The 24991-nt window shown below is 59.0% G+C and carries 25 protein-coding genes and 1 tRNA gene; 17 read left to right on the top strand and 9 right to left on the bottom strand.

The annotated features are described in order from the left end of the window. The 4 genes from CVU60_06420 to CVU60_06435 are packed head-to-tail and all read right to left on the bottom strand — an operon-like array spanning window position 1 to window position 3712. Entirely contained in the window at window positions 1-675 is a 675-nt protein-coding gene (locus tag CVU60_06420) for a heme ABC transporter permease CcmB (GenBank protein ID PKN42326.1), read from the bottom strand. Beyond that, on the bottom strand, window positions 672-1328 hold the full coding sequence (locus CVU60_06425; GenBank protein PKN42327.1) for an ABC transporter ATP-binding protein: 657 nt from the start codon (window positions 1326-1328) through the stop codon (window positions 672-674). Before CVU60_06425 ends, CVU60_06420 begins: the two co-directional genes overlap by 4 nt. Continuing rightward, window positions 1325-3211 (bottom strand): cytochrome C biogenesis protein CcmF, encoded by a 1887-nt coding sequence (locus CVU60_06430; GenBank protein ID PKN42328.1) that lies wholly within the window; start codon window positions 3209-3211, stop codon window positions 1325-1327. The genes CVU60_06425 and CVU60_06430 overlap by 4 nt, the downstream gene beginning before the upstream one ends. A 57-nt stretch (window positions 3212-3268) precedes the next feature. After that, on the bottom strand, window positions 3269-3712 hold the full coding sequence (locus tag CVU60_06435; GenBank protein ID PKN42329.1) for a cytochrome c biogenesis protein CcmE: 444 nt from the start codon (window positions 3710-3712) through the stop codon (window positions 3269-3271). Between the two features lie 237 nt (window positions 3713-3949). On the opposite strand from CVU60_06435, the gene CVU60_06440 reads away from it, so the two are divergent. The 10 genes from CVU60_06440 (at window position 3950) to cydB (ending at window position 12249) form a co-directional block, all read left to right on the top strand. Continuing rightward, window positions 3950-4564 (top strand): HAD family hydrolase, encoded by a 615-nt coding sequence (locus tag CVU60_06440; protein ID PKN42330.1) that lies wholly within the window; start codon window positions 3950-3952, stop codon window positions 4562-4564. Continuing rightward, a complete protein-coding gene (locus tag CVU60_06445; protein PKN42331.1) occupies window positions 4542-5678 on the top strand; it encodes a glycosyltransferase family 1 protein in 1137 nt (378 codons plus the stop codon). Before CVU60_06440 ends, CVU60_06445 begins: the two co-directional genes overlap by 23 nt. A 12-nt stretch (window positions 5679-5690) precedes the next feature. Continuing rightward, window positions 5691-6698, top strand: a complete 1008-nt coding sequence (locus CVU60_06450; GenBank protein ID PKN42332.1) for a glycosyltransferase family 9 protein — start codon at window positions 5691-5693, stop codon at window positions 6696-6698. A 77-nt stretch (window positions 6699-6775) separates the two neighbouring features. Then, window positions 6776-7189, top strand: coding sequence for a transcriptional repressor (locus tag CVU60_06455; GenBank protein ID PKN42333.1), 414 nt, complete (start codon window positions 6776-6778; stop codon window positions 7187-7189). A gap of 103 nt (window positions 7190-7292) precedes the next feature. Next, the gene (locus CVU60_06460) at window positions 7293-7673 is read left to right on the top strand and encodes a desulfoferrodoxin (protein PKN42334.1); all 381 of its coding nucleotides are present in this window, start codon (window positions 7293-7295) and stop codon (window positions 7671-7673) included. Window positions 7674-7688: 15 nt separating this feature from the next. Next, window positions 7689-7850: a rubredoxin gene (locus CVU60_06465; GenBank protein ID PKN42335.1), complete on the top strand. Its 162-nt coding sequence runs from the start codon at window positions 7689-7691 to the stop codon at window positions 7848-7850. 100 nt (window positions 7851-7950) lie between these two features. Continuing rightward, window positions 7951-9159, top strand: coding sequence for an MBL fold metallo-hydrolase (locus tag CVU60_06470; protein PKN42336.1), 1209 nt, complete (start codon window positions 7951-7953; stop codon window positions 9157-9159). Between the two features lie 10 nt (window positions 9160-9169). Next, a complete protein-coding gene (locus CVU60_06475) occupies window positions 9170-9877 on the top strand; it encodes a hypothetical protein (GenBank protein ID PKN42337.1) in 708 nt (235 codons plus the stop codon). A 12-nt stretch (window positions 9878-9889) separates the two neighbouring features. Further along, window positions 9890-11194, top strand: a complete 1305-nt coding sequence (locus CVU60_06480) for a cytochrome ubiquinol oxidase subunit I (GenBank protein ID PKN42338.1) — start codon at window positions 9890-9892, stop codon at window positions 11192-11194. A 29-nt stretch (window positions 11195-11223) separates the two neighbouring features. Further along, entirely contained in the window at window positions 11224-12249 is a 1026-nt protein-coding gene (gene cydB, locus CVU60_06485) for a cytochrome d ubiquinol oxidase subunit II (GenBank protein PKN42339.1), read from the top strand. A 171-nt stretch (window positions 12250-12420) separates the two neighbouring features. Here cydB and CVU60_06490 read toward each other — a convergent pair whose 3' ends face one another. Continuing rightward, window positions 12421-13593: a TraB family protein gene (locus CVU60_06490; GenBank protein ID PKN42340.1), complete on the bottom strand. Its 1173-nt coding sequence runs from the start codon at window positions 13591-13593 to the stop codon at window positions 12421-12423. A gap of 169 nt (window positions 13594-13762) precedes the next feature. On the opposite strand from CVU60_06490, the gene CVU60_06495 reads away from it, so the two are divergent. From CVU60_06495 to CVU60_06505, 3 genes are all read left to right on the top strand, one after another. Then, window positions 13763-15148, top strand: coding sequence for an MATE family efflux transporter (locus CVU60_06495; GenBank protein ID PKN42341.1), 1386 nt, complete (start codon window positions 13763-13765; stop codon window positions 15146-15148). Then, window positions 15145-15441, top strand: a complete 297-nt coding sequence (locus CVU60_06500; protein ID PKN42342.1) for a hypothetical protein — start codon at window positions 15145-15147, stop codon at window positions 15439-15441. Before CVU60_06495 ends, CVU60_06500 begins: the two co-directional genes overlap by 4 nt. Window positions 15442-15676: 235 nt before the next feature. Continuing rightward, a tRNA-Leu gene (locus tag CVU60_06505) sits at window positions 15677-15764 on the top strand. Between the two features lie 156 nt (window positions 15765-15920). On the opposite strand, the gene CVU60_06510 is transcribed toward CVU60_06505, so the two are convergent. The 3 genes from CVU60_06510 to pal all read right to left on the bottom strand — a co-directional run bounded on the left by CVU60_06510 (window position 15921) and on the right by pal (window position 18908). Then, window positions 15921-16466, bottom strand: a complete 546-nt coding sequence (locus tag CVU60_06510; protein PKN42343.1) for a twin-arginine translocation pathway signal protein — start codon at window positions 16464-16466, stop codon at window positions 15921-15923. Window positions 16467-16476: 10 nt separating this feature from the next. Continuing rightward, window positions 16477-18111, bottom strand: coding sequence for a murein L,D-transpeptidase (locus CVU60_06515; GenBank protein ID PKN42425.1), 1635 nt, complete (start codon window positions 18109-18111; stop codon window positions 16477-16479). Window positions 18112-18377: 266 nt separating this feature from the next. Continuing rightward, window positions 18378-18908, bottom strand: coding sequence for a peptidoglycan-associated lipoprotein (gene pal / locus CVU60_06520; protein ID PKN42344.1), 531 nt, complete (start codon window positions 18906-18908; stop codon window positions 18378-18380). Between the two features lie 435 nt (window positions 18909-19343). On the opposite strand from pal, the gene CVU60_06525 reads away from it, so the two are divergent. From CVU60_06525 to CVU60_06540, 4 genes are all read left to right on the top strand, one after another. After that, on the top strand, window positions 19344-19784 hold the full coding sequence (locus CVU60_06525; GenBank protein ID PKN42345.1) for a universal stress protein: 441 nt from the start codon (window positions 19344-19346) through the stop codon (window positions 19782-19784). Between the two features lie 40 nt (window positions 19785-19824). Next, on the top strand, window positions 19825-20640 hold the full coding sequence (locus CVU60_06530) for a polar amino acid ABC transporter permease (GenBank protein PKN42346.1): 816 nt from the start codon (window positions 19825-19827) through the stop codon (window positions 20638-20640). Then, window positions 20628-21440, top strand: coding sequence for an amino acid ABC transporter substrate-binding protein (locus CVU60_06535; protein ID PKN42347.1), 813 nt, complete (start codon window positions 20628-20630; stop codon window positions 21438-21440). Before CVU60_06530 ends, CVU60_06535 begins: the two co-directional genes overlap by 13 nt. A gap of 164 nt (window positions 21441-21604) precedes the next feature. Continuing rightward, window positions 21605-22354, top strand: a complete 750-nt coding sequence (locus tag CVU60_06540) for an amino acid ABC transporter permease (protein PKN42426.1) — start codon at window positions 21605-21607, stop codon at window positions 22352-22354. Here CVU60_06540 and CVU60_06545 read toward each other — a convergent pair whose 3' ends face one another. Further along, on the bottom strand, window positions 22355-24952 hold the full coding sequence (locus CVU60_06545) for a hypothetical protein (GenBank protein PKN42348.1): 2598 nt from the start codon (window positions 24950-24952) through the stop codon (window positions 22355-22357). It lies immediately after the preceding gene. Window positions 24953-24991 lie beyond the last annotated feature (39 nt).

A 24991-nucleotide genomic window follows, 5' to 3' on the forward strand; every position in this document is an offset into this window, starting at 1 on the left:
TTATTCCCCTCTGAAGACATGCGGGAACAGAAAAAGTGCCGCACCCGCAAAAACTGCGTCGAACGCCAAGACAAGTCCGAACCAATCCGCGACCCCGGCCATCGACGCACCCTGCATCAGTCCGACCCCGATGCGAATTCCGCCGAGAAGAAGCGGTATCTGCAACGGAAACACGATGATGGTCAAAAGAGCGTCCTTGGCCCCCTGGCCCTGCCCCATGGCTCCGATGAGGCCGCCGAGCACGCACAGGCCGACATCCACCCCAAGCACCATGAGCATGAGCCCGGACAGGTTGCCGCCGGGGTCGAGGCCGAGAAAGACCAGGGCCGCCGGAAAAAAGAAAACCTGACACAGCAGAAGCAGCAAAAAGCCCGCCAGGGTCTTGCCCAGCCACAATCCCTGCACCGGCAGAGGGGAAAGGAGCAGGGCCGTGGCGGTGTCGTTCTCTTCCTCGAAACGAAAAAGCAGGGAAAAAATCAGGACCACCCCAAAAGAGCTGCACAGCCAGAAGATGGCCATGGCCTGCTGGGCGGAAAATCGCTCGCCCGGAGCGGCCGACAGACTGAAAATGAATACCAGCAGAAGCCCGAGCAACACGGCCTGAACCGGGCCCTGCCCACCCGCGAAGGCCAGACGCAGATCCTTGCGGGCGATGGCCAGTGAGGACGTGATCACAGTGCCTCCGGGGCAAACCCATGCGCCGGGCCGAAATAGTTCATGCCGCGTCCGCCAAGTCCCAGGACCATGTCGGCGCGGCCGAGGTCGCGGTCCAGGTCGTGGGAGATCCAGACGATTCCCGCGCCCCGGGTTCTGGCCTTCTCCAATTCGCCATGCAGCAAGGCCTGTGAAGCCGCATCAAGGCCGGTGGATGGCTCATCCAGAAAGAGGAGCTCAGGTTCGACCAGGAGGACCCTCGCCAGGGACAGCCGCTGGGCCATGCCACGGGAAAACGTGCCCGCCGCCTCCAGGGCAAATCCCTTGAGCCCGACCCGGTCCAGCAGTCCGAGCAGGGCTGCGTCGTCGAGGCCACGCCCGTAGACGCTGTTCCAGAACTCAAGGTTCCCCAGGGCCGAGAGCGCCGGATAGACAAAGGTCTGATGCCCCATGAAGGCCATGGCCCGATCCCGGACCCTGCGCTCCACCGTACCTGCCCGGGGCGGGGTCAGGCCGGCCATGATTTTCAGGAGCGTAGTCTTGCCCGCGCCGTTTGGCCCGGCCACGAGCAAGATGCTGCCCGGGCCCAGTTCGCAGGACACGCCCTTGAAAATCAGGCGGGAGCCAAAAAAATGGCTGACTCCGCGCAGGGTTAACAGGGAACCTGAACTCATCCTCGGCGCTCGATCTTTCTCCAGCACAAGAACGCGATCAGACATGACAGGGTGCCGCCGATCCAGATCCAGTTGACCAGAGGGTTGACGCTCACCTTCAGGCTGACCGTGCCCTGCTCGTCGAAGCCGAGCAGCGTGGCATATATTTCCTCGCCCAGGGACGGGATGACCGAAACCTCGGCAAAGGTCGACTGCTCGAAGTTGCGGTACAACCGCTTCTCCGGCGCCAGGCTGCCCACGGACTTGCCGCCCTGGGTCACTGTCAGCAGGGCTGCGTGGGTGTCCATGGCCGGATTGCCGTGATCGTGGGTCAGTTCGTTGAACATGATCTCATATGAGCCCACGGTCATGGACTGTCCTTTGCTCAGTACGGCCTCCGTCTCCATCTTGTAGGGCCCGGAAAAAGCCACGCCGACAACCATCAGCGCCACGCCCATGTGCACGCCGTAAGCGCCCCATGAAGGCAGGAAGGCCCGGGCGCCCTTGTTGCGCACGAAGAAAAGGGCAATGGAAACCATCATCATGAAGCCCGAGACCGCCGAGAAAAGAGCCAGCGGCTGCGAGTAACCCAGCACGAACATGATCACCGCCGCTCCTGCGCCAACGCCCAGAACCAGCCCCAGAGCCGCCTTGTCGTTGATTCCGCTTTTTTGCGAAAACCAGGGACAGATGGACATGATAAAGGCCAGCACGGCAAAAAGCGGCAGACAGACCCTGTTGTAGAAGCCGGCGTCAAGACCAACGGGATTGGCGCTCCACATGCTGCTCAGGACCGGCCAGAGCACGCCCAGGAAGACAATGCCGCCAAGGCACAGGAAGAGCCAGGAAGCCAGGAAGAGCATGCCCGGACGGCTGGCGAAGTCATCGATGTGCACGGAGTCGTCCTTGCGCTGGACCAGGCAAACGTAAACGGTCAGCAGCAACGTGGCGATCATGAAGACCAGGAGCGGGATACCCATGCGGCTGCCGCCGAAGGCGTGCAGGGAATCGATCATGCCGCTGCGGACCACGAAGGTGGCGAAAAAGCAGAGCAGGAAGGTCAGGGCGACCATGAACACGTTGGTGCGCAGCAGCGACTTGCGCGTGCGGCCGACGATGGCGGTATGGATGAAGGCGGTACCGGCCAGCCAGGGGATGAGCGAGGCGTTCTCGACCGGGTCCCAGGCCCAGTAACCGCCCCAGCCAAGTTCCATGTAGGACCACCAGGCCCCGAGGATGATGCCCGAGGTCAGGAATATCCAGGCCACGATGTTCCAGTTGCGGCACAGTTCAAGCCACTCGCGGCTGTTGCCCGAAAGGCGGGAAGCCAGGGCCAGGCAAAAGGGAATGGTGTATCCGGCGTAGCCCAGGAAAAGAAGCGGAGGATGAAATATCATGCCCGGATTCTGCAGCAGGGGGTTGAGTCCCCGGCCTTCCGCCGGTACGGGATCGAGCTTCATGAAGGGGTTGCTCGGACCGGTCAGGGCGTAAAGGAAAAAGATCTCGACCAGGAAAAAGAGAATCCAGAAAAAAACCTTGGTCCTGCCGTCCAGCCGGGAATATCCGGGGGTGTAGATCATGCAGCAGCCCATGAGGGCCACGCACAGATACCAGAACAGAAAGGAGCCGTTCTGCCCGGCCCAGAATGCCGTGACGGCATAAAACAGGGGCAGAAAGGTATCCGTGTAATCTCGGACATAGACGTAGGAGAAGTCACGGACCACCAGGGCCTGCACCAGAATGGCGGAGACCGCCAGGACCACGACGGTCAGCAGGATCTGGCCCTTTTCAAGCAGGGTGACGGTGTCGAAATCGTCTTTGAGGGCCTTCATCCCGGCCGTCGCGGTCAAGCCCACGGCGGCCAGCATGCTCAAGAGTAGTGCGGTGAAACTGATGGCGTGCATGAAACGGGGTATCCTCGTGGAGGTTCTGGTTGCAAAAAATAAGTGAAAGAACCGGGACTAGCTGGTGAATCCGGGGGGACGCATCTGGCCCTTTTCATTCTTTTCGTATTTGGAAGGGCACTTGGTCAGCAGCGTGGTGGCCTCGAACACCCGGGTGTCGGCCTTGAACGAGCCCTCAAGGATAACCTCGACGCCGGCCTTGAACGTGTCGGGCACGGCCCCCCGGTAGTGAACGCGGATGACCTGACTCGGATCGTCCTTGTCCAAGGCGAAAAAGGACACCCCCATGGCCGTGGGGTCGTGCTCCACACCCTTTTCTGCCACCATGCCGAAAAGCCTGGCCTGGGAAAGCTTTTCCGCCGGCATGGCCAGGGCTTCGGATACATTGAGAAAATACACGGAATTCTGGGACAGGCCACTGAAGAGAAGGTATCCTACGCCGGCGCCGACGAGCAGGACGGCGGCGAGGTACACCCATTTCTGATTTTTTGCAGTACTCATAAAGTCTCCGGTTTCATTGTGGCCCGGCTCCTAGCATGAACCGGCGCCACCTGTCACGACGCCTTGCGTGCCGTTTCGCACGCGCATATCCACAACCAGACCAGTTTCGTCAACATTTTCGTATGACAAATTTCAGACTTTTGACTCTCTCGGGCAGGATGGCCGGACCAGTCCATTTCCTTTCTTGACCTTGCTGCGCTTACCGATCAAAAAAGCCCATCTTCAGCAAGGACAAATATGACAGGCATAGACACCATACTGCTCGACCGCGACGGCACCCTGATTGAAGAGCGCCACTACCTGAGCGAGCCCGCTCTGGTCGCGCTCATTCCCGGCGTGGCCGTTCCCATGCGCAGGCTGGCCGGACTTGGCTGCAGCTTCTATCTGGCCAGCAATCAGAGCGGCATCGGGCGCGGCCTCTTCAGCGAAGACGACTACCGCAGGGTGCACGCGCGCCTGGTGGAGCTGCTCCTGGCCGAAGGCATCGTCCTCGGCGGCGCCGCCCATTGCCCCCACTCCCCTGAAGACAAATGCGAGTGCCGCAAGCCTCGCGTCGGGATCTGGCAAAAACTGGCGGCTACCTACGGCCTGTCACCGGAGAAAACGGTCATGATCGGAGACAAGGTCGCCGACATACGCTTCGGTCAGGCCATCGGCTGCGCCGAAACGGTGCTGGTCCTGACCGGACATGGCTCCGATGCCGCCCGGGGCCTTGGCCTCGAGACATCCGGGCTCACGATGCAGCGCTGCTCCCCCGGACCGGACCGCCCGACCTGGCTGGCACGCGACCTTGGCTGCTACCTGGAGCATCTTGTGCAAAAAAAGGAACATGTGCATGCACATCGGATTTGACGCCAAACGCTTTTTCAACAACCCGACAGGGCTGGGCAACTACGCCCGCAGCACCGTCTTCGGACTGGCGGAGCATTTTCCGGAGCACCGCTACACGTTATATGCTCAACGACTGTCCGGGCCATTTTGCACATTGCCCGCCTGCCACGGCCTGCATGTGCACGAAGCATGCCCGATTGGACGCATGTTTCCCGCCCTGTGGCGCAGCCTGGGCATTCCCCGCGAGGCGCGCACCCATGACCTGGACATTTATCATGGCCTCTCCCACGAACTCCCGCTGACCTCTTTCGGGCCGCGCACGCGCACCGTGGTCAGCATGCACGATCTGCTTTTCCTGACCCACCCTCATCTCTATCCCTGGATCGACAGGCAGCTCTACGCCTTCAAATACCGAAAAAGCTGCCTGCACGCGGACATGATTGTGGCCATCAGCCGCAAGACCGCCGACGACGTGCACGAAATTTTCAAGATCCCCAGGGAGCGCATCCGTGTCGCCTATCAGAGCTGTTCCCCGGCCTTCTCCGTTGTCAGGGGGCAAGATGAACTGGACAGGCTGCGCAGGGCCCACGACCTGCCCCAACGCTACGTACTGTTCGTCGGCTCCCTCATCCCCCGCAAGGGCGCCCAGACGCTCATCTCGGCCCTGGCGCTGCTGCCTTCGGCCGAGCGTCCGGATCTGGTCATCGTAGGCAAGGGCCCCCTTGAGTCGGCCCTGCGCGATCAGGCGCGGGCCGCAGGCCTTCTAGGCCGGGTCCATTTTCTCGGACAGGTCGCGGACGCGGACCTGCCCGGCCTGTACCAGCTGGCCGAGGCTTTTGCCTATCCTTCGGTGGGCGAAGGCTTCGGCATCCCGATCCTTGAGGCTCTGAGCAGCGGAATCCCGGTCATCACCTCCACCGGCTCCTGCTTTGCAGAACCCGGCGGCGACGCAGCCCTGTATACCACGCCGGGCGATGTGCCGGAACTGGCCCAGGCCCTGGCCAAGGTCCTGGGAGACAGCACCCTGCGTCAGGAAATGATCGCCCGGGGCGTGCTCCATGCCCAAAACTTTCACATCTCACGCACTTCGGCAGCCCTCATGCAGGTCTACGCCGATCTTTGCGCGCAAAGATAGGAGCCCTTGCCCATGTCCCTGCCTTTCAGCAACCAGGAATGCATGACCGTACGGCTGAGCGCCCTTGGCGACGCCATCCTGACCACAGGGGTGCTCGCATACTGGCATGAACAGGCCGGGTTAACCTTTCGGGTGCTGACCAGACCGGCCCTGGCTCCCGTCTTCGACAACCACCCGGCCGTGACCGGGATCATCGGAGTCCGCGATGAAGACCTGCGCGGCGCTAGCTGGATCAGGTTCTGCCGTGGGCTGGCCCGGGAATTTGGGCACCTGCCGCTGCTCGACCTGCACGTCAACCTGCGCACCATGCTGCTGCGCACGCTCTGGCCCGGGGCCACGCGCACCTACCGCAAATTCTCGCTGAGCAGACGGCTGTTTCTGGCCACCAGGCACCCGCTCTTCGCCGCCAGACTCCGCCGCCTCAACGTCCCCCAGCGCTACTGCATGGCTCTGGGTCCGGAACCGGTGGACGCCCTTGCCCTGAAGCCCCGCATCTTTCTTTCCGAAAAAGAAAAAGCCGCTGCCCGTGAAACACTTTCACGTCTGGGATTCATGCGCCCCGTCGCCATCCATCCCTACGCCACCCACCCGGCCAAAACCCCGCGCCCCGAAGTCTGGCGAAATCTGATCCTGAATCTCGAAGCCAATGGACAGCAGGTGCTCATCCTTGGCCGTCATGACCAGCCGCTCTATCCGCAGGCTCCGCACGACCTGACCAACGCCACCGACCTGCGCGCCACCTCCGCCCTGCTGTCCCTGTGCCGGGTCCTGGTCACCGGGGACTCCGGCCCCATGCACCTGGCCACGGCCGTGGACACGCCGGTTGTCGCCCTGTTCGGGCCGACGACAAGAGAATGGGGTTTTTACCCCTCGGGCCCGCATGACGTGGTCCACCAGAGCATCTGCCCCAAGGCTCCCTGCTCCCTGCACGGTCAGGACGCATGCGCTCTTGGCAACGCCTGCATGAAAGACATCTCGGAAAAACAGATCCTGGATCTGCTTTCATCCATCCCAGACTGACCCAACTCCGTCTTTTTGTTGACGCCGGTCCTTGTTTTTAATAGGAACAATTATCAAAGTTTGACAGAGGTACCGACATGAAAGAACTATTGGGCAAAGACATGCGACTGACCAATCAACGCAGGATCATCCTGGAAGAGCTCAAATCAGTGACCACCCACCCCACTGCCGACGAGATCTACGGAATGGTGCGACAGAAGATGCCCCGCATCAGCCTTGGCACCGTGTACCGCAATCTGGAGGTGCTCAGTTCGCTCGGCCTGGTTCGCAAACTCGAAAATGCGGCCGGCCAGAAGCGTTTTGACGGCGACGTGTCCCCCCATCATCATATCCGCTGCGAAGCATGCGGAAAGGTGGGAGACATCTTCGACGCTCCGGACATCTCGGGCATTGAGCAGGGGCTTGACACGGACTTCCTGATCACCGGCGTAAGCCTTGAATTCTCGGGGCTCTGCCCCCAGTGTCAGGCTGGAAAAAAGTTGACGCAGTAGTCCCATAGCGGCCAACATGTCCCAATTATCAAAATCACTGGAACACTCAGCCGTTCCATGGTAAGTGCTCGGGTAAATTCATACCACGAACATGGAGGAATAAATGGCTCAAAGACTCGAAGTGTACAAATGCGAACTATGTGGAAATATCGTTGAAGTGATGCATGGCGGCGCCGGAGCTCTGGTCTGTTGTGGTGAGGACATGAAGCTTCAGGTTGAAGGGACAGTGGACGCGGCCCGGGAAAAACATGTCCCCGTCATCCACAAGACCGCCAATGGCTACAAGGTCGTGGTCGGCGAAGTCGCCCATCCCATGCTCGACGCCCATTATGTTGAATGGATCGAGCTTGTGGCTGACGGCAAGGTCTATCGCCAGTATCTCAACCCCGGCCAGGCCCCTGAAGCCGAATTCTGTATCACTGCGGAAAAAGTCACGGCCCGCGAATACTGCAACCTGCACGGACACTGGAAAATCGAAAACTAAAAGGAGTTACTCAGCATGGATAAATACGTTTGCACCCTCTGCGGCTATGTTTACGACCCGGCCGTCGGCGACCCGGACAGCGGCGTCGCTCCCGGAACCAAGTTCGAGGACATTCCCGACGACTGGACCTGTCCCGTCTGCGGAGCCGGCAAGGAAGATTTCGCCAAGGAAAATTGATCGACCAAGGCCAGCCCGCACGATCCGGGCTGGCCTTGTTTTTTTCTACGCTCACCTCCCCGCCCAGGGCGGGGTCATCACGTTGTAAGGACAATTCCCAATGCCTGTTACCGAAATCAAGAAAGACATCTACTGGGTCGGCGTCGTGGACTGGAACATCCACGATTTCCACGGATACTCCAAATCTCCCCAGGGAACGACATATAACGCGTATCTGGTCATCGACGACAAGATCACCCTTTTCGACTCCGTTCCGGCCAAATTTCAGATGGACCTGTATCACCAGATCAGATCCATCATTCCGCTGGAAAAGATCGACTACATCGTCTGCAACCACATTGAACCCGACCACTCCGGGGCCATGCCCTTCCTGATGGAAAAGATTCAGCCCGAAAAGGTTTTCTGCTCCAAGATAGGGCATCGCATGCTTCTCGACCATTACCACCAGCCCGACTGGCCCTACCATCCGGTGCAGACCGGCGACTCCATCAGCCTCGGCAAACGCACGGTGCAGTTCATCGAGACACGCATGCTGCACTGGCCTGACTCCATGTTCTCCTTCATTCCCGAAGACAAGCTGCTCATCTCCAATGACGCTTTCGGGCAGAATATAGCCTCCAGCGAACGCTTCGACGACGAAATAGATCTGGCCATGCTCATGGCGGAGGCCTCCCACTACTATTTCAACATCGTCCTGCCTTTTTCCCCCCGGGTCATTGCGGTGCTCGACGATGTAGGCAAGCTGGGTCTTGACATCGACATGATCGCACCGGACCACGGCATCATCTGGCGCTCCAATGTGCCGCTGATCCTTCAGGCCTACCGCGACTACGCCGAGCAGAAGCCAAACAAGAAGGCCCTCATTGTCTATGACACCATGTGGCATTCCACGGAAAAGATGGCCAAGGCCATTGCCGAGGGACTCATGGAAGAAGGGGTCGCGGCCAGAATCATGCACCTCAAGCAGTACCACCATTCCGACGTCATGGGCGCACTGGCCGACGCCACCGGAATCATCTGCGGCTCCCCGACCCACAACAACGGCATCATGCCGCTGATGGCGGACTTTCTGACCTACATGAAGGGCCTCAAGCCCCAGGGACGCGTCGGCGCAGCCTTCGCATCCTTTGGCTGGAGCGGCGAATCCCTGGGCGTCCTGACCGAGTGGCTCAAGTCGGCCAAGGTCGAGGTCGTCGAACCCGGAGTGAAGTGCAAGAACGTGCCGGACCACGCCAAGCTGGCCGAGTGCAAGGAACTGGGTCGTCAGGTTGGCAAGGCCATCGTCGCCAAAGTGGAAGCCGAGGCTTAAGATACGCACCATGGCGCGCAGCAGGGAAATAAAACGTCAAGTCCTGGACCTCCTGGCCAGTGATGGCTGGGAGGCCGGACTTGGCAACCTCGCGGAGCTCGGGCAGCAGGCCGTGGCTCCGCTCTTCTCGGCGCTGTGCAACCCGGTGCCGCTGGTCCGCTGGCGTGCCGTCACGGCGTTTGGGATCGTCGTCGCGGCCCTGGCCGAAAAGTCTCCGGAAAAGGCGCGCGTGGTCATGCGTCGCTTCATCTGGAGTCTCAACGACGAATCCGGAGGCATCGGCTGGGGCGCACCGGAAGCCATGGCCGAGATCATGGCCGCAAGCCCCCTTGTCGCCGCCGAATACCACAACCACCTCCTGGCCTACATCCATGAGGACCATTGCCGTCCGGACTGCTATCTGGAGCACGCGCCCCTGCGCCGTGGGGCCGTATGGGGCGTGGGCCGACTGGCGCAGGTCCGGCCCGAGCTCGCGGCAAAGGCCGAAGCCGATCTGCTCTGCGCCCTTGAAGACTGCGACACGGTCATCCGGGGTCTGACGGCATGGGCCTGCGGCCTGCTGGGCCTGACTTCGGCGCTGCCGAAACTTGAAGCCATGAGCCTGGACCAATCTGTCCTGGAACTTTACCGCGACCGTGAACTTCAGGAAGTGACCCTGGCCATCCTGGCCGCGGAGGCCGTCTGCCGGATCACGGGCCACGCACCCGCACAAAACTAAAGGAGACTCACTATGGATGTGCTCATGTTATCCAGGCTTCAATTCGCCATGGCTACCATGTTTCATTTCATCTTCGTCCCGCTGACCCTCGGCTTGTCCATTCTGGTGGCCATCATGGAAACCAAATACGTACGTACCGGCGACGAGACGTACAAACGGATGACCAAATTCTGGGGAAAGCTCTTTGTCATCAATTTCGTGCTCGGCGTGGTCACGGGAATCACGCTTGAATTTCAGTTCGGCACCAACTGGTCCCGCTATTCCGAATACGTCGGAGACATCTTCGGGTCTCTTTTGGCCATCGAGGCCACCACATCCTTTTTCCTGGAATCAACCTTTCTCGGCGCCTGGATCTTTGGCTGGAACATCCTGTCCCCCAAGATGCACGCGGCCTGTATCTGGCTGGTGGCCATCGCCTCCAACCTCTCGGCGGCATGGATTCTCCTGGCCAACGCCTTCATGCAGAACCCGGTGGGCTATGTGCTCAGAAACGGCCGCGCAGAACTGGACAACTTCTTCCACGTGCTCCTGAACCCCTTTGGCTGGCAGCAGTACGTCCACACTCTGAGCGGCGCCTTCACCCTGGCCGGTTTTTTCATCATGGGCGTCTCCGCCTACCATCTGCTCAAGAAGCAGAACATCGACTTCTTTACCCGTTCCTTCAAGATGGGCATGGTCTTCGCCCTTGTCTTTTCGGTGCTGGTCGCGGTCCAGGGCCATCATCACGCCCAGGAAGTCGGCAGAATACAGCCCGCCAAGCTCGCGGCCATGGAATCCCTGTGGGAAACCCAGGAGAGCGCGCCCATGTATCTGCTGGTCGTGCCGGATGAGAAAAACGAGAAAAACGCCGTTGAACTCTTCGGCATCCCCGGCGCCCTGTCCTTCCTGGCCCACGGTTCCTTCAACACTCCTGTCCAGGGTCTGAAGGACTGGCCGAAAGACGAGCGACCGCCCGTCATGCTGACCTTTCTCTCCTTCAGGGCCATGGTCGGAATCGGCACGCTCCTGCCCATCCTGTGCATCTGGGCGTTCCTGCGCCGCAACAGGCTGACCGAAACGCCGCGCCTGCTCAAAGCCATGCTCTTCGCCATCCCGCTCCCCTACCTCGCCATCGAGGCCGGCTGGGTCGTGGCCGAGGTGGGACGTCAACCCTGGATCGTCTATGGGCTCATGAAAACCGCCGACGCGGTCTCGCCTATCGTGACGTCCCAGGTGGCCTTCTCCCTGGTGGCGCTGACCCTGCTGTACGCACTGCTGGGCGCAGTTGACATCTACCTGCTCTTCAAGTTCGCCAAGAAAGGCCCTGCCGAGGCGTAAACCGTTCAGATCACAAGGAGGATTGATACATGCTTGAAACCATATGGTTCCTACTCTGGGGTGTGCTCTGGGCCGTTTATTTCGTGCTGGACGGATACGATCTGGGCATCGGGACGCTCATCCCGTTCCTGGGCAAGTCCGACACGGACCGCAGGGTCATGCTCAACGCCATGGGTCCCTTCTGGGACGGCAACGAAGTCTGGCTGATCACCGCCGGCGGCGTGACTTTCGCCGCGTTTCCCAAGGCTTACGCGGTCATGTTCAGCGGCCTCTACACGCCGCTCATGCTGCTGCTCTTCGCGTTGATCGTCCGCGGCGTCTCCCTGGAGTTCCGTCACCAGGTCGACAGCCCGGCCTGGCGCAGGGTCTGGGACTGGGGCGCCACCATCGGCAGCTTTGTGCCCGCGCTGCTTCTGGGCGTGGCTTTCGCCAACATCTTCATGGGTCTGCCCCTGGATGAAAACGGTGTCTTCCAGGGCAACCTGCTGACTCTCCTGAATCCCTACGGCCTGGCCGGAGGAGTGCTCTTCGTGCTGCTCTTCGTCATGCACGGAGCCCTGTGGTTGACGGTCAAAAGCGACGGGGACCTGCAACAGCGCGCAGCCAATCTGACCCGCAAGCTCTGGCCCGTGCTGGTGGCGCTCATCGGTGCCTTCGTGGTCCTGACCGCCATTTACACCAACCTTCTGGCCAACTACCTGACCAACCCGCTGATGCTCGTCCTGCTGGTGATTCCGGTTCTGGCCCTCGTTCTGCTGCGCCAGCAGATCGGCAAGGAGCAGTGGTGGTTCGCATGGGGGCTGTCCGCCGCCATAATCGCCGGGCTGACGCTCTTCGGCGTGGTCGGATTGTACCCGGCACTGCTGCCCTCGAGCATCTCTCCGGACTATTCCATCACCATCTCCAACGCGGCTTCCAGCACCCTGACCCTGTCCATCATGCTGGGCGTGACACTGGTCTTCATCCCCATCGTGGCGGCCTACCAGTTCTGGCTCTACCGGACCTTCGCCCACAAGGTCACTGAAAAGGAACTGGCCCAGGACGGAGCGTACTAGCCGCTGAAGCTGTTCAAAAAGAAAACAAAAAGGGTGGCCGTGATGGCCACCCTTTTTTGTTTTGCAAAACAAGTTGTTCGATATGAAATCATGCAGGATGGATTCCCGCCTTCGCGGTGATAAGGCCGCATGTATATTTCGACACGGGGCCCCGGTCTGAGCCCTGCCGCCCTAGAACACCATGCTCGCGATCCAGCTTCCGGAGACGAACACGCCGATGGTCGCACCCAGGTTGGCGAAAATGACCACCAGCAGAATGCGGCTGACCGGATTGATCCAGAAGCCCTTTACCGTCATGACGCTCATGGGCAGCTCTTCGAGGTCCGAAACCGTGGGCTTCTTGACCCAGGCCTGGACAAGTCCGGCCACCCAGCCCGCCGCGATCAACGGATGCAGCGTGGTGATGGGCGCGGCCAGAAAACTCGAAAGCACGGTCAGCGGATGGCCAAAGGCTGCAAGAGAACCAAGGGCCGCTCCGATGCCGGTCACCAGCACCCAAACCGAGATTGCGTCCATGGAGGCGTCAGCGCCGCCACGGAAAAAACCGATGACCAGCAATGCGACGAAAAAACCGGGCAACCCCCACTTCCAGAAAACGCCCCATCTGGAGGGGGGAGGGAGCTCTTCAAGCGGAGTCAGATCGATCTCCCGGCCAAAATATTGCTGCATGCCCGGCACGTGACCTGCTCCGACCACGGCCACGATGTTCGTGCCCGGCGCCTTGCGGATCTTCTGCGCCAGATAGATGTCGCGCTCGTCGATGAGACGCTCCTTGATCTGTGGAAAATTTTCCGCAAATGAGCCCATGATGGCGGCCAGCTGGTCCTTTTTCTTCAGGTCCTCGATGAGGGCCTTGTCCACCTCGTCGTCGACGAAAATGCTGGCCAGAAGCTGGCTCAGGAGCTGAAATTTCTTCCAGAAGCCAAGATAGCCCCAGACGCGCTTCAAGGTGACCTGCACATCGCGATCGGCCAGGACCAGAGTGGCTCCGGTCTCTTGTGCCAGGCGTACCCCTTCCATCATCTCCGCGCCGGGTTGTACGCCCAGCTTGTCGCCGATCTTGCGGTAAAAGGCCTGCAGCACGAGCTGCACCATCAAAAAGACGGCCTTGCCCTCCTTGATGACCTTGTAGATGTCCATCCGTTTCCAGTCGTCACGCCGGGTCATGGCCTGGTGGCGCGCCGGGCAGAGTTCGACGCAGATGGAATCGGGATTCACGATCTCCACGGTCCGTCGCACATCCTCGACACTTTCCAGGGAAACGTGAGCGGTGCCGACGAGAAAAAATTTTTTCTCGCCCTCTTCGATCACGGTCACGCTTTCGGGCAAATTTTCAAAATCCACGCTATACCTCACGGGCCCAGGCCCTTTATGTTGACAAGATCCGTTTCGTTATCCGCAGCCTCCCGGGAAAGCAAGCCCAGGCGGTCCATGGCATCCGGCAGACACATTTTCGCTTGTCAAATCAAAGTCACTGAAGCATTCCGACCCTGACAACTCACCCGGAGCAGACATGTCTCAAAGCGATTTCAACCAGCAACTGCAACGCGCCCCTTACGCGACCATCTGGAACCTGGCCTGGCCTCAGGTGGTGATGATGTTCTTCCACTTCCTGATCGGCTTTGTCGACGTCTGGGTGGCCGGGCGGATCGGGCGAGAGACCCAGGCCTGCGTGGGCGTCATGAGCCAGGCCATGTTCTTTTTCATGGTCGTGGCCATTGCGCTGGCCAACGGCGGCGTGGCGGCCATAAGCCAGAGCTCTGGAGCGGGGCTTCCGCGCCGCGTCAAACGTTTTGTGGGGCTGGGAGTGGGGCTGGGGCTTGTCACAGGACTGATCATCCTGGCCTTCGGGCTGTGGTTCGACGAGCGCTTCCTGCTCCTTCTGCAGATCCCGGCCGAGGTCATGCCCATCGCCGAGTATCTGCTGCAGGTCAGCCTCTACATTCTGCCGGCCTACTACCTGTTCACCATCAGCAACGCCTTTTTCCGGGCCCAGAAAATCGTGACCCTGCCCCTTTATTCCATGATCCTGGTCACGGGAGTAAACACGCTGCTTGACCTGGGCCTTGGGCTCGGCATGTGGGGGCTGCCCGACCTCGGATACAAGGGCATCGCCTGGGCGACATTCGCCTCCATCCTCTGCGGGACCATCTACAACTTCGTCATGATGTTCCGCTGCGGGCTACTTTCCCGGCAAAGCCTGGCCCCGTGGTGCTGGGTCCGGTTGGCCCTGCCCTATCTGGTCAAGGTGGCCTGGCCGGCCGGGCTCATGCAACTGGTCTGGCACTCGGCCTACATGGTGCTCTATGCCATCACGGCCAGTCTCCCCTTTGACAACGTCATCGCCATGGCGGGGATGAGCGCCGGCATCCGCATCGAGGCCCTGCTCTTTCTGCCTGGCATTGCCTTCAATTTCACCGCCTCCATTCTGGTCGGCCACTACCTTGGCCAGGGTCAAAAAGAGGAAGCCAAACGCATCGGCTACAAGATCATGCTCGTGGGCGTGATCGCCATGAGCTTCATCACCGGCCTTCTGTGGCTGGTCATCGAACCGGTCATCGCCTTTGTCGCCCCGGACCTGCAAGTGCAGGAAGAAGCCATACGCTACCTGGCCTGGAACATGGCCGCCACGCCGCCACTGCTGGCCGCCATGATCCTTGGCGGAGCCTTCACCGGAGCAGGGGCGACCATATACCAGGCCATCATATTCGGCACTGCGGCGTGGCTGGTACGCCTGCCCCTGGCCTACCTGCTGGGACATGTGGTGTTTCAGTCCGCCAACGGCGTATGGATGGCCATGTTCGCATCCGTCCTGGTCCAGTGCTCCACCGCCCTTTATTTCTATCAGTACAAGGATTGGTACAAATTCACTCTGCGTAAAGACAGGAGAACCGCTTGAAATCCCTGCCCGGCCACTATCTCGGATCCGTCGCCAACTACGCGGCAGACACTCCCTGGGACCTGGAGTACTCTCTGGTGCTCGATGCCCTGGGGCACTACCAGTTCTTTTCACGCGACGGCGAAGGCCTGATCCGCCAGCGCCACGCCGGCACCTCGGGCCGGGCATTCGCCCAGTTCGCGGTGCAAAACGGTTTTGACGTGGAGGAACTATTGCGCGACCTGAGCTACATCGACAGCGGATTTGCCGCCGACTTCAAGAACTTCATCGCAAGCCGCAACGCAACAGACTGAAGGCCATGAACGAAAACGTAAACATCGCCCGCCCAGTGGAAACACTGGACAAGCCTGGCAATACCGTCTCGCCATCGGTCGCTCGCAAACCGTCCGAAACAAGGCAAACCACTCCGCCATCACCGTCAGAGCACCCACACAAGGGACGACTCCTGAGCGTCATCGCCTAGCCCCTGGCAGAGGCCAAGAAAGAATTGACGGTCATCACCGCCCTGTATATTTGAAAAACCTCCCTGCCCGGGTGGTGGAAGTGGTAGACGCCAGGGATTTAAAATCCCTTGACCTTTAAGGTCGTGCGGGTTCAAGTCCCGCCCTGGGCACCATAAAAAACATGGACTTGCAGCCAGATAGCCGCAAGTCCTTTTCTTTTGCCATTTTCAAAAAATCATTGGTATAAAAACAAGCAGATAAATGAGCATGGAATCCTGAGGGATTCTAACTGTGTAAAAACTGATGCGCGGGGAGTGGGAACGGCTTGTCTACCAGCTGCGAACCACGCCGGTATCGACATGCACAAACCCGTCCTTCGGGTAGAATCCAACGCCGCCCTTGCGGGAATCCTTTGCGGCATCGCGCAGGTCGGCGAGGGAGACGTCTGCCAGGCGCAGGTCGAGGGCCTTGCCTTCCATGTGCAGGCTGCGTTTGGCGACACCGCCGCCACCTTTTCTGCGCAATTTCGTATTGGTGGCCGGACAGCGGTAGCCGGAGACGATCTCGAAAGGCTCATTGCTCCCCAGTGTCAGCTTGAGCTTGTACAGAAGATCAAAGAGTTTCGGATCCATCCGCCCGATCTGTCCCGTGTAATGGTCACGCAGAAAACGATTGAGTGTTTTCAAGGCACCGGGAACATACTGGTTTCCGTTTGCATAGACGATGTGCAGTTTCTCGCCGGTGTGCGTATTCGCGAAGGTCAAACTGCGAGACCCGGGTTTGGCCGCGAAGGCCGAAGGGGCAAGGGACAGGGCGACACCGGCCACGGCCAGATTGGCCATGCTGCAGAGAAAGTGACGACGTGAATGTTTCATGTGTAGTTGATCATTGGCTGGTTTGAACGGACCTGCGCAAGGCCTGGTCGAGAAGTTTGTCCTGGCCGTATATGTCCTGAAAAAAATGGACACGGCCATCGTTTTTGATCTGCACCGTATTGTAGGCCAGCACGACCTGCAGCGGCTCACGCAAACTCAGCGTGGTGGAAACGCCTGCGCTCATCGCTTCGCGGATGCGCTCTTCGTTCCAGACCTTATCGTGTCGCAGGACAAATTTCGCCAGCCCTACCGGGTCTTCAACCCGAATGCAACCATGGCTCAAATCACGCCGCTGCTTCTCAAAAAGATGCGTGGTCGGCGTATGATGCAAGAAAATGCTGTCTTTGTTGGGAAATATGAATTTTATGTCGCCCAATGCATTCTTGGGGCCTGGCCGCTGGCGAATCCTCATCTTTCCTGTGCGCACCGCCTCCAGATCATCCAGGGACAGTGTCGTGATGATACGCCCGTCGGCGGACACGATTTCAAATCCCTGCCGTGTGAAATAACTCGGATCGCGCAAAATCTTGGGCACGACCTCGGACCTGGCGATGGACAGGGGAACATTCCAGTAGGGGCTGAACTCGATGGACCGCATCCGGCCGTCAAAGAGCGGCGTGCGCGTGTCCAGGGCGCTGCCGATGATGACCCGCATCGATGTCTGAATATCGACCGTGCCGTTTTCCACCTCATAAGCCTCAAGCATGTGCTCCGGAATATTCACGGCGATCATGCGCGGCGCATGCAGAAGCGGAGTCCAGCGCAGCCTCTCCATGGACAGCTCGATTTGCCGCACCCGGGCGGAAGGGGCCACGCCAAGCTGCGCAAATGTCTTGCGCCCGATGACCCCATCCGGCTCCATCCCGTGACGGACCTGAAAATCCATGATTCCCTTCACGATGTGGCCTTCATAGAATTCGGTCATGCCCGTCTCGCGAGGAAGGTCGCCAAGAGCGATGAGGCGCAGCGTGACCAGCGGCATCCCGGCATAGGATTCCCCGATTTCCAGCTTGCCGTTCGGCAGAGGGGGGAGCGGCGACTGCCACAATTTGCTGAAAACCGGATCATCCGCCAGCTCACTGTAACGGGCCCGGGCCTGGCGCAGACGGCCATAAAGCGGCACCTGCGGAGCGGCCTCGGCCACGGCCTCACGCATGCGACCGGTCTGCAACGCTCGCTGAAGGTGTGCGGCCGGATCAAATCTGTCAGGGGCATTGGGCGTGAAATTCTCCTGAATCTGACGCGGATCGATCTGTCCGAAATGCAGATCCCTGAAATAGCGGAGCATCGCATCAGCCAAATCCTGCTCAAGGCGCATGATGACGCCTGGCGCCATCACTTCGGCACCTTGCGTCGCCTCCAGCGCCTGACCGAGGGCGGCCGCGCCGTATTTTCGCGGCGAGAGGCCCTCCTCGGCAGCATCGGACAGAATGGCGACAGCTTCAAGCGCCTCGCCGACTGGCCGACCGTCCTTGAACCAGAGCTGGCTGCCGTCGGCAAAAGCCGCTGCTCCCTGAAAATTCACCCATGAAAAAAATCCCATCAACAGGATAAACATCGCACGTCGGCTCATTTTTGCTCCGGCCTGGAGTCGCGTGGGACAAGAACGGTTGCAACAGCTCAAATCGAATTGCTCCATGCACAGTTGTAAAAAATTCAATCCCGGAAAAGAGAATCCTTCCGGGCCACGATCAGAAATTCATCGCGAATTTCGCAGGAACACGAAACAATCCAAAAAAGACGAATTTGAACGCTTGAAAACGTTATCGTGAGTCAAAACATTGCCCCAAAAACACATTCCGTCCGCGAGTGAGCAATCAAAAACGCCGCTCTCGTCCCGTTTTGCACGGGAACATGAGCGGCGTTATAGTGTCCAGCGTTCAGTAGTTCAAGATTAAAGAAGCCCGTACCCTAGTTTACCGAAGCCTTGAACTCGTCGCGCCTGTTCTTGGCCCAGGCTTCTTCACTTGAACCTGGTACTGCCGGATATTCTTCGCCGTAACTTATGATAGTCAACCGCCCGGCCTCGATCCCCATGAGGACCAGATATTCATAGGCGGCCCTGGCCCGACGTTCGCCAAGAGCCATGTTGTACTCATTGGTGCCGCGCTCGTCGCAATGCCCTTCGATCAGTAGATTCAAGGATGGATGCGTCTTCATGAGTTCGGCCTTTTCCGCCAGAATCTGACGGGACAGGTCCGTAAGCTCGCTTCTGTCGAAGGCAAAATAGATCCGGTCGGCACCGATCTTGTCGATAGCCTGCCGCCTCAGTTCGGCCAGGCGCTGCGCTTCAAGCTGCTCGGCGCTCAAGCCGCCTGTATCCGCGCTCGAACCGGCGGCCGAGGTTCCGACGGGAGTGGAGCTCACTTTCTTGGAACAGCCACCGGCCATGGCAAGGCTGAAAGCCAGAACGATCAGCACGATCACGCTTGATTTTCTCATGAAACCCTCCTGTGGTGAAGACGTTGAAGAATATCCGCATCCGTTTTTTCACGGATTGTTAACGCATTTTAAAAACAAAGTGTAGCGCAATTCTTACAACTGACGTGATGACTTTAAAAAAACACAGACAATCCCATGCACGGGCACGAATAATCCGCCCCACGGAACGCGAAATCGCAAAAAATCCATCAATTTGGCAACAACCCGTTGACCTTTGCCTCTCGAAGGTTAAAAAGAATATCCAAATGTTTCGACAAGATCGCTTGAAAAAACACCTTTTGCACAACTTTCCTGCCCCTCCCGGGATGCCTCCGCGAAGAGGCTGAATTCCGAGTCTCAATGACTCGCGGCCTTGCAATGTTTCCCAGCTGTGCTAAATTTAGACCATGAAATCGATCTGATAGGTTAAGCAACCATCTGCCAGGAGGTAGAGAAATGAGCATGTTTTCCAAAATCCTCTGTCCCGTGGATTTTTCCGAATCCAGCACGGCCATTGCCAAGACGGCGCGGGAATTCGCCCTCAAATTCGATGCCGACATCCTTGTGGTGTATGTCGCGCCGTCGATGATTCAGTATGAGATCTTCGATCTGCCTGCCGCATCCCTGCCGCAGCTTGTCGGAGACATCGTCACGGGAGCGGAAAAAACCATGACCGAATTCGTGGACAAGCACTTTTCCGATGTTCGGGCAACGGGCAAGGTGGTCAGCGGCGATGCGGCCGAAGCCATCGTAAATCTGGCCCAGGCGGAAAAAGCGGACATCATCATCATGTCCACGCATGGCCGTCAGGGCCTGAACCGTCTTCTTTTCGGCTCCGTGGCCGAAAAAGTCGTCAAGACATCGGCCGTGCCCGTCATGACCATCCGCCCTCAATAAAATACCTTTCCGCAGCCCGTTCCGGGCTGCGGGATCCGCCATGATAGCCCGATTCAATTCCTTGAGGTGCCGTTGCGGAACGGCGTGTTCCATCGTTGCCTACGCCCTGACCATGCTCTGCGTGGCCTGGGTCGTGTTGCGCGGCGCGGAGAGCATGGGCTACAACTGGCAGTGGTACAGGGTTCCGCGCTTCATCCTGCTTCCGGACGGCAGTCCCGGTCCCCTGCTGCAGGGCGCGGGCATAACCCTGCTTGTTTCCGGGCTTGGCCTTGCCGGCGCGGCCGTCCTCGCGTTGGGCACCGCCCTGCTCCGGCTGTCAGGCTCCGTGGTCGGCCAGGCCATGGCCAGAGGATATCTGGAACTTATCCGCAACACGCCGCTTCTGGTCCAGATATTCTTCATCTATTTCGTCCTGGCCCCGGCCGTGGACCTTGGCAGACTGTCCTCGGCAGTGCTGGCCCTGTCCCTGTTCGAGGGGGCCTATGCCTCGGAAATCATCAGGGCGGGCATCCTGGCCATCCCGCGCGGTCAATGGGAAGGGGCGCTCAGCCTGGGCATGAAGAAGCCGAGCATCTACATGCAGGTCATCCTGCCCCAGGCCCTGCGCAATGTCCTTCCACCGCTGACCAGCCAGGGTGTCTCTCTCATCAAGGACTCGGCCCTGGTCTCGACTATCGCCATCTACGACCTGACCATGTACGGCCAGGCCATCATCGCGGAGACCTTCCTGAGCTTTGAAATCTGGTCTGTCGTGGCGCTCATTTACCTTGTCTTCACGGTCACCCTGTCGTCACTGGCCAGATTGCTGGAAAAACATTCATCTTCACCACATCTGGAGGATTCATGTACAGAATAACCGCAATTTTAATCCTGTGTCTCAGCCTCTGCGCAGGCCTCATGCCTGTGGAAAGCTCGGCGGCCGAAAAAAGCGTGCTTGATCAGGTCATGGAGAGAGGCGTGCTGCGTGTGGGCTTCGACACGTTCGTGCCCTGGGCCATGAAGGACAAGAACGGCGAATACATCGGCTTCGAGATCGACGTGGCCCGGCGCGTGGCCGCGGACATGGGCGTGGAGATCGAGTTCGTACCCACCAAATGGTCGGGCATCATACCGGCCCTCTTGACCGGCAAATTCGACGTCATCATCGGCGGCATGGGCATCCAGCCCGCCCGCAATCTCAAGGTCAACTTCAGCAACCCCTACGAATTCTCCGGCATGTCCCTGGTCGCGAGCATTGCGGCGGCACCGAACCTGTCCTCCCTGGACGACTTCAACAAGCCCGAGATCATCCTGTCCGCGAAAACCGGCGCAACTTCCGTAGCTGCGGCAAAAAAACACATGCCCAAGGCCACGGTGCGAATGTTCGACGACGAAGCCCAGGCGCTGCAGGAGGTCCTGAACGGCAGAGCGCACGCCATGGTCGCCTCGGCCCCTTTTCCGGAGCAGCAGGCCATCCGCAACAAGGACAAGCTCTACCTGCCGCTGCAGGGCGAAACCTTTACCCAGGAACCCATCGGCTTTGCAGTGCGCAAGGGTGACCACGACTTCCTGAACTTCCTGAACAACTGGGTGCTGGTGGCCGGAGCCGAAGGCTGGCTGGCCGAGAGATATGCCTACTGGTTCAAGACCATGGACTGGGAGGCTCAGATCAAGTGAGCCCCGCAACGCGCCAGACCCCGGGGGGCATCCCCCGGGCGAGGCGAGGCCCAAGACCGCCCCTCACGAAACTCGACGCAGTCCTGCTCATTTTCCTTGCAGGCTGCGTCTGGCATGTTGTCTGGCGCATAAACGCCCAGAACGGAAACCCCTGGGAATGGAACGTGCTCGGCCAATACCTGCTGCGCGAGGACGGGCGTCCCGGCCTGCTGCTGCAGGGCCTCTTCACTACCATCCGCCTGACCTGCTGGTCCGCGCTCATCGCCCTTTTCCTGGGCGTGTGGGCAGGGCTGGCCCGAACAAGCCCCAGCCTGTACCTGCGGCTCATGGGCAGCACCTATGTCGAACTGTGCCGCAACCTGCCGCCCCTGGTTCTCATTTTTCTGTGTTATTTTTTCCTGGCCGACCAGATCGCCCCGGCCCTCGGGCTTCAGGACGCACTGCGCACGGCCCCGGACGGAGTCAAGGCCGTGGCCGGAGTGTTGATCGGACGCCTGGACCAGGTTGACGCCTTTGTCACGGCGGCCTTCACTCTTGGGCTCTACGAAGGGGCATATGTCGCTGAAATCGTCCGCGGGGGAATTCGGTCGGTGGATGCCGGGCAGTGGGAAGCGGGACGCGCGCAGGGGTTCCCGCGCTTTGGGCTCATGGTCTTCATCATCATGCCCCAGGCCGTGCGCAACATGATCCCTCCGCTGGCCGGGCAGATCATCTCCACGATCAAGGATTCAGCCATCGTGTCGGTCATCTCAATCCAGGAACTGACCTTCCAGGGCATGCAACTCATGGCCACGACCTATCTGACCATGGAGGTCTGGACCTGCGTGGCGCTCCTGTACTTCTTATTGACCTTCTCCTGCTCCATGGGCGCTGCCCGCCTGGAATTTCGCCTGCGCCGCAGGTACACGGTCTGATCAGAATTCGCAGCGAACTCCCGCGTAGTAGCCGCGCCCATATTCACTACGCGGAAGTTTCACGTCTCCGCCCCCGAGTTCGGATACCCCGGTGTGCCCATCGGAGGCGAATACGTTGAAAACGTCCAACAGCAGGCTGATGGAAAGCAACTCCTCCTTCACCACATCAAGCTCCAACGAAACGTCTGTAACCAGGCCTCCCGAGATTATCCCCTCCTTGTAGGCATCGTGATACCGCCCGTCCTCATCAAGCCACTTAGAGCTTGAAGTCGTGGGTTTCTTCTCCACTGTGCCAAAAGGTGTTTCAGCGGCGATGCGCTGGTCATTCATGAGCCCGCTGGTTGAATCCCGCCAGCGGGAAACACAATTGATCCTGAATCTGTCGTCGTAAAAACTGCCCAGCCATGACAGCGTGACAACCGCAGGGGAATTGTAGTCGTTTGCAGGCATCTGGCTGCGATCAATGAGTCCACCTTCGAAATAGACACGATCGTAGTCGTATGCGTAGTCGTTAATATCCTTGTACTCGTCGACGTCGCTGTCAAAGGCGCCGTTGAAGGTTTTGGACCAGGACTGCGTCACGCCAAATGAAAGTGCATGGGTTCCGAACCGGACGGTTTCATAGGAACGCATCAAGGAAAGAGAAATGCCGTCGTAAGAACTTTTACCGTCATTGGTCAGCTCATAAACTCCCTTTTCCCTGGCTTTGCTGATGATCTGATCCCGGTGATCCCGGTGTACGAACTCCAGACCATACTCGAATCCAGCGACATTCCCGATGATGCCCCCCATGAGTTCGTCGGAATACGGCGTGTCCAGCCCCTTGGCCTGATAACTCTTGTCATCACTCACCTTGAGCGGTGGCAAAATGTCAGGATTGGTATTATATCGGATCAGCCTTGTCCATGACGGCCGATACCGATCGAACACGTAGGCTCGGAGTTGGCCGCCGTAATATCTGTTGGCTCCTGCCACCAGACGCAATACGCCGTCCCCCATGGTGTCCAGTTCCATCTTGAAACGTGTGGCAACGTCGGTATTCAAAGAGAAATCGTCGTGATCGATGCGCAAGCCGGGCGTAAGCGTGAATCGCTCCCACTGGATCTCGGCTTGGCCATACCAGCCCAGCGAATTCAGAGTCCTACTCTGATCGCTCTCGGGATAGGTCGTGAAGACGCGAGTCCACTTTCCGCTGGAAGGCATCGTCATGATCTCCATACGGGCCTCCTCATTCCACATGTCCGTAGTCACGTTGCTCAGAGTCACACCGGAAGAAAGCCCCCAAACGACATTTCCGGTCTCGAACTCAGCAAGGTCAACATCAATCCCGGCTTCGATGCCGCGGTTAGTGACCTCGGCGTCCCCAATTCCGCCCCGATAATATGTCTCCGACTCGGGCACCCCGGATCCGGAGTAAGTCTCGCGAAAATTGTTCTTGGAATCCCTGCTGTAGCCGTTTTGCGAGTAGGCCACCTTGCCCGTCAACTCGCCCCATAATCCGCTGAGCATCCCCGAACCGGCCAGCCTGTACGCCTTGTTTTGCGTTGTCCAGTCGCTGTCGTCATACAAAGGCTTCCATCGCTCTTCCGCATATGGCGCGTATGTCGCATCCAGAGTCAACTTCAAGTCCGCCCCGGGAATGATCAACAGCTTTGCGAAAAAATTCTCGCTGCTTCGCTTTTGGTCATCATCATAAGTGGATTCATCGGGATTTTCCCTCTTCAAGGGGATGACCGAGCGTCGTTGCGACGCCGCGACCAAGAGGGCGGTATTCTCCGAAAGAGGACCGTCCGCGCTGGCGCGCAGCGCGTAGGATCGAAAACGGGGCTGGTTGGCGGACGTCGTCGATTCTTCATCCACCCCCCTCAGGTCAAACCACTCACTGCGGGAATGCCCACCTGAAAAAACGGCGTGCCAACGGTCCATACGCGGATCAACCAAGTCAGCATCCACGACGCCCCCCAGAAATTGCCCGTACTTGGCCGGCACGTTGTTGGAATAAACAGTCACCGTGTCCACGAGGCTGCTATCGTAGAAAATTGTCTGGTCCGCGCCGTTAACTTCCAAATCATAGGCCGCAACGGCGTCCCCATCCGCATCCAGTCCGCTAGGATTGAGCGTATTGCTGACGCTCATACCGTCGATGAGAAAATTGTTTTCATAGGGCTTGGCTCCTGCAATGGAAACTCGCGGCGGACGGATTTCCCCGCCCGTGAGGCTGGAGATCTCTGCATTGGAAAACTGAACGTTGGAGAAGCCCTTGATCGCCTCGGTGATGGCTCCCGTGCGGGAAGGAAAAGATTGCAACTCCTTGCCCGCGATCGTCGCCTTGCCGGGCTGATGCTTTTCTCCAAGCACCCTCACCGGCTCAAACCGATAAATCAGGTCGTCCTGCCCTCCCGGGACATCGTCCCATTGGACGGACGAACCGCCGGAGTTCGAGCCGTGGGCCACCGACTGGTAGATCTCGTCCGTGGAATTCTCTGCCCAGGCAATCCCATGAATCAGCAGGAACAAAAGAAAAAAAAGAGAGAATTTGCCTCTCCTTTTTTTTCCCTGCTTTTTTTGCAGCACTATGGTTGCTCTTTTTCCCGACAAATGACACGCACCTGTTGATCAGTAAGTACCCGACGCCAG

This window comes from Deltaproteobacteria bacterium HGW-Deltaproteobacteria-18, from assembly GCA_002841885.1.
Taxonomy (GTDB): Bacteria; Desulfobacterota; Desulfovibrionia; order Desulfovibrionales; family Desulfomicrobiaceae; genus Desulfomicrobium.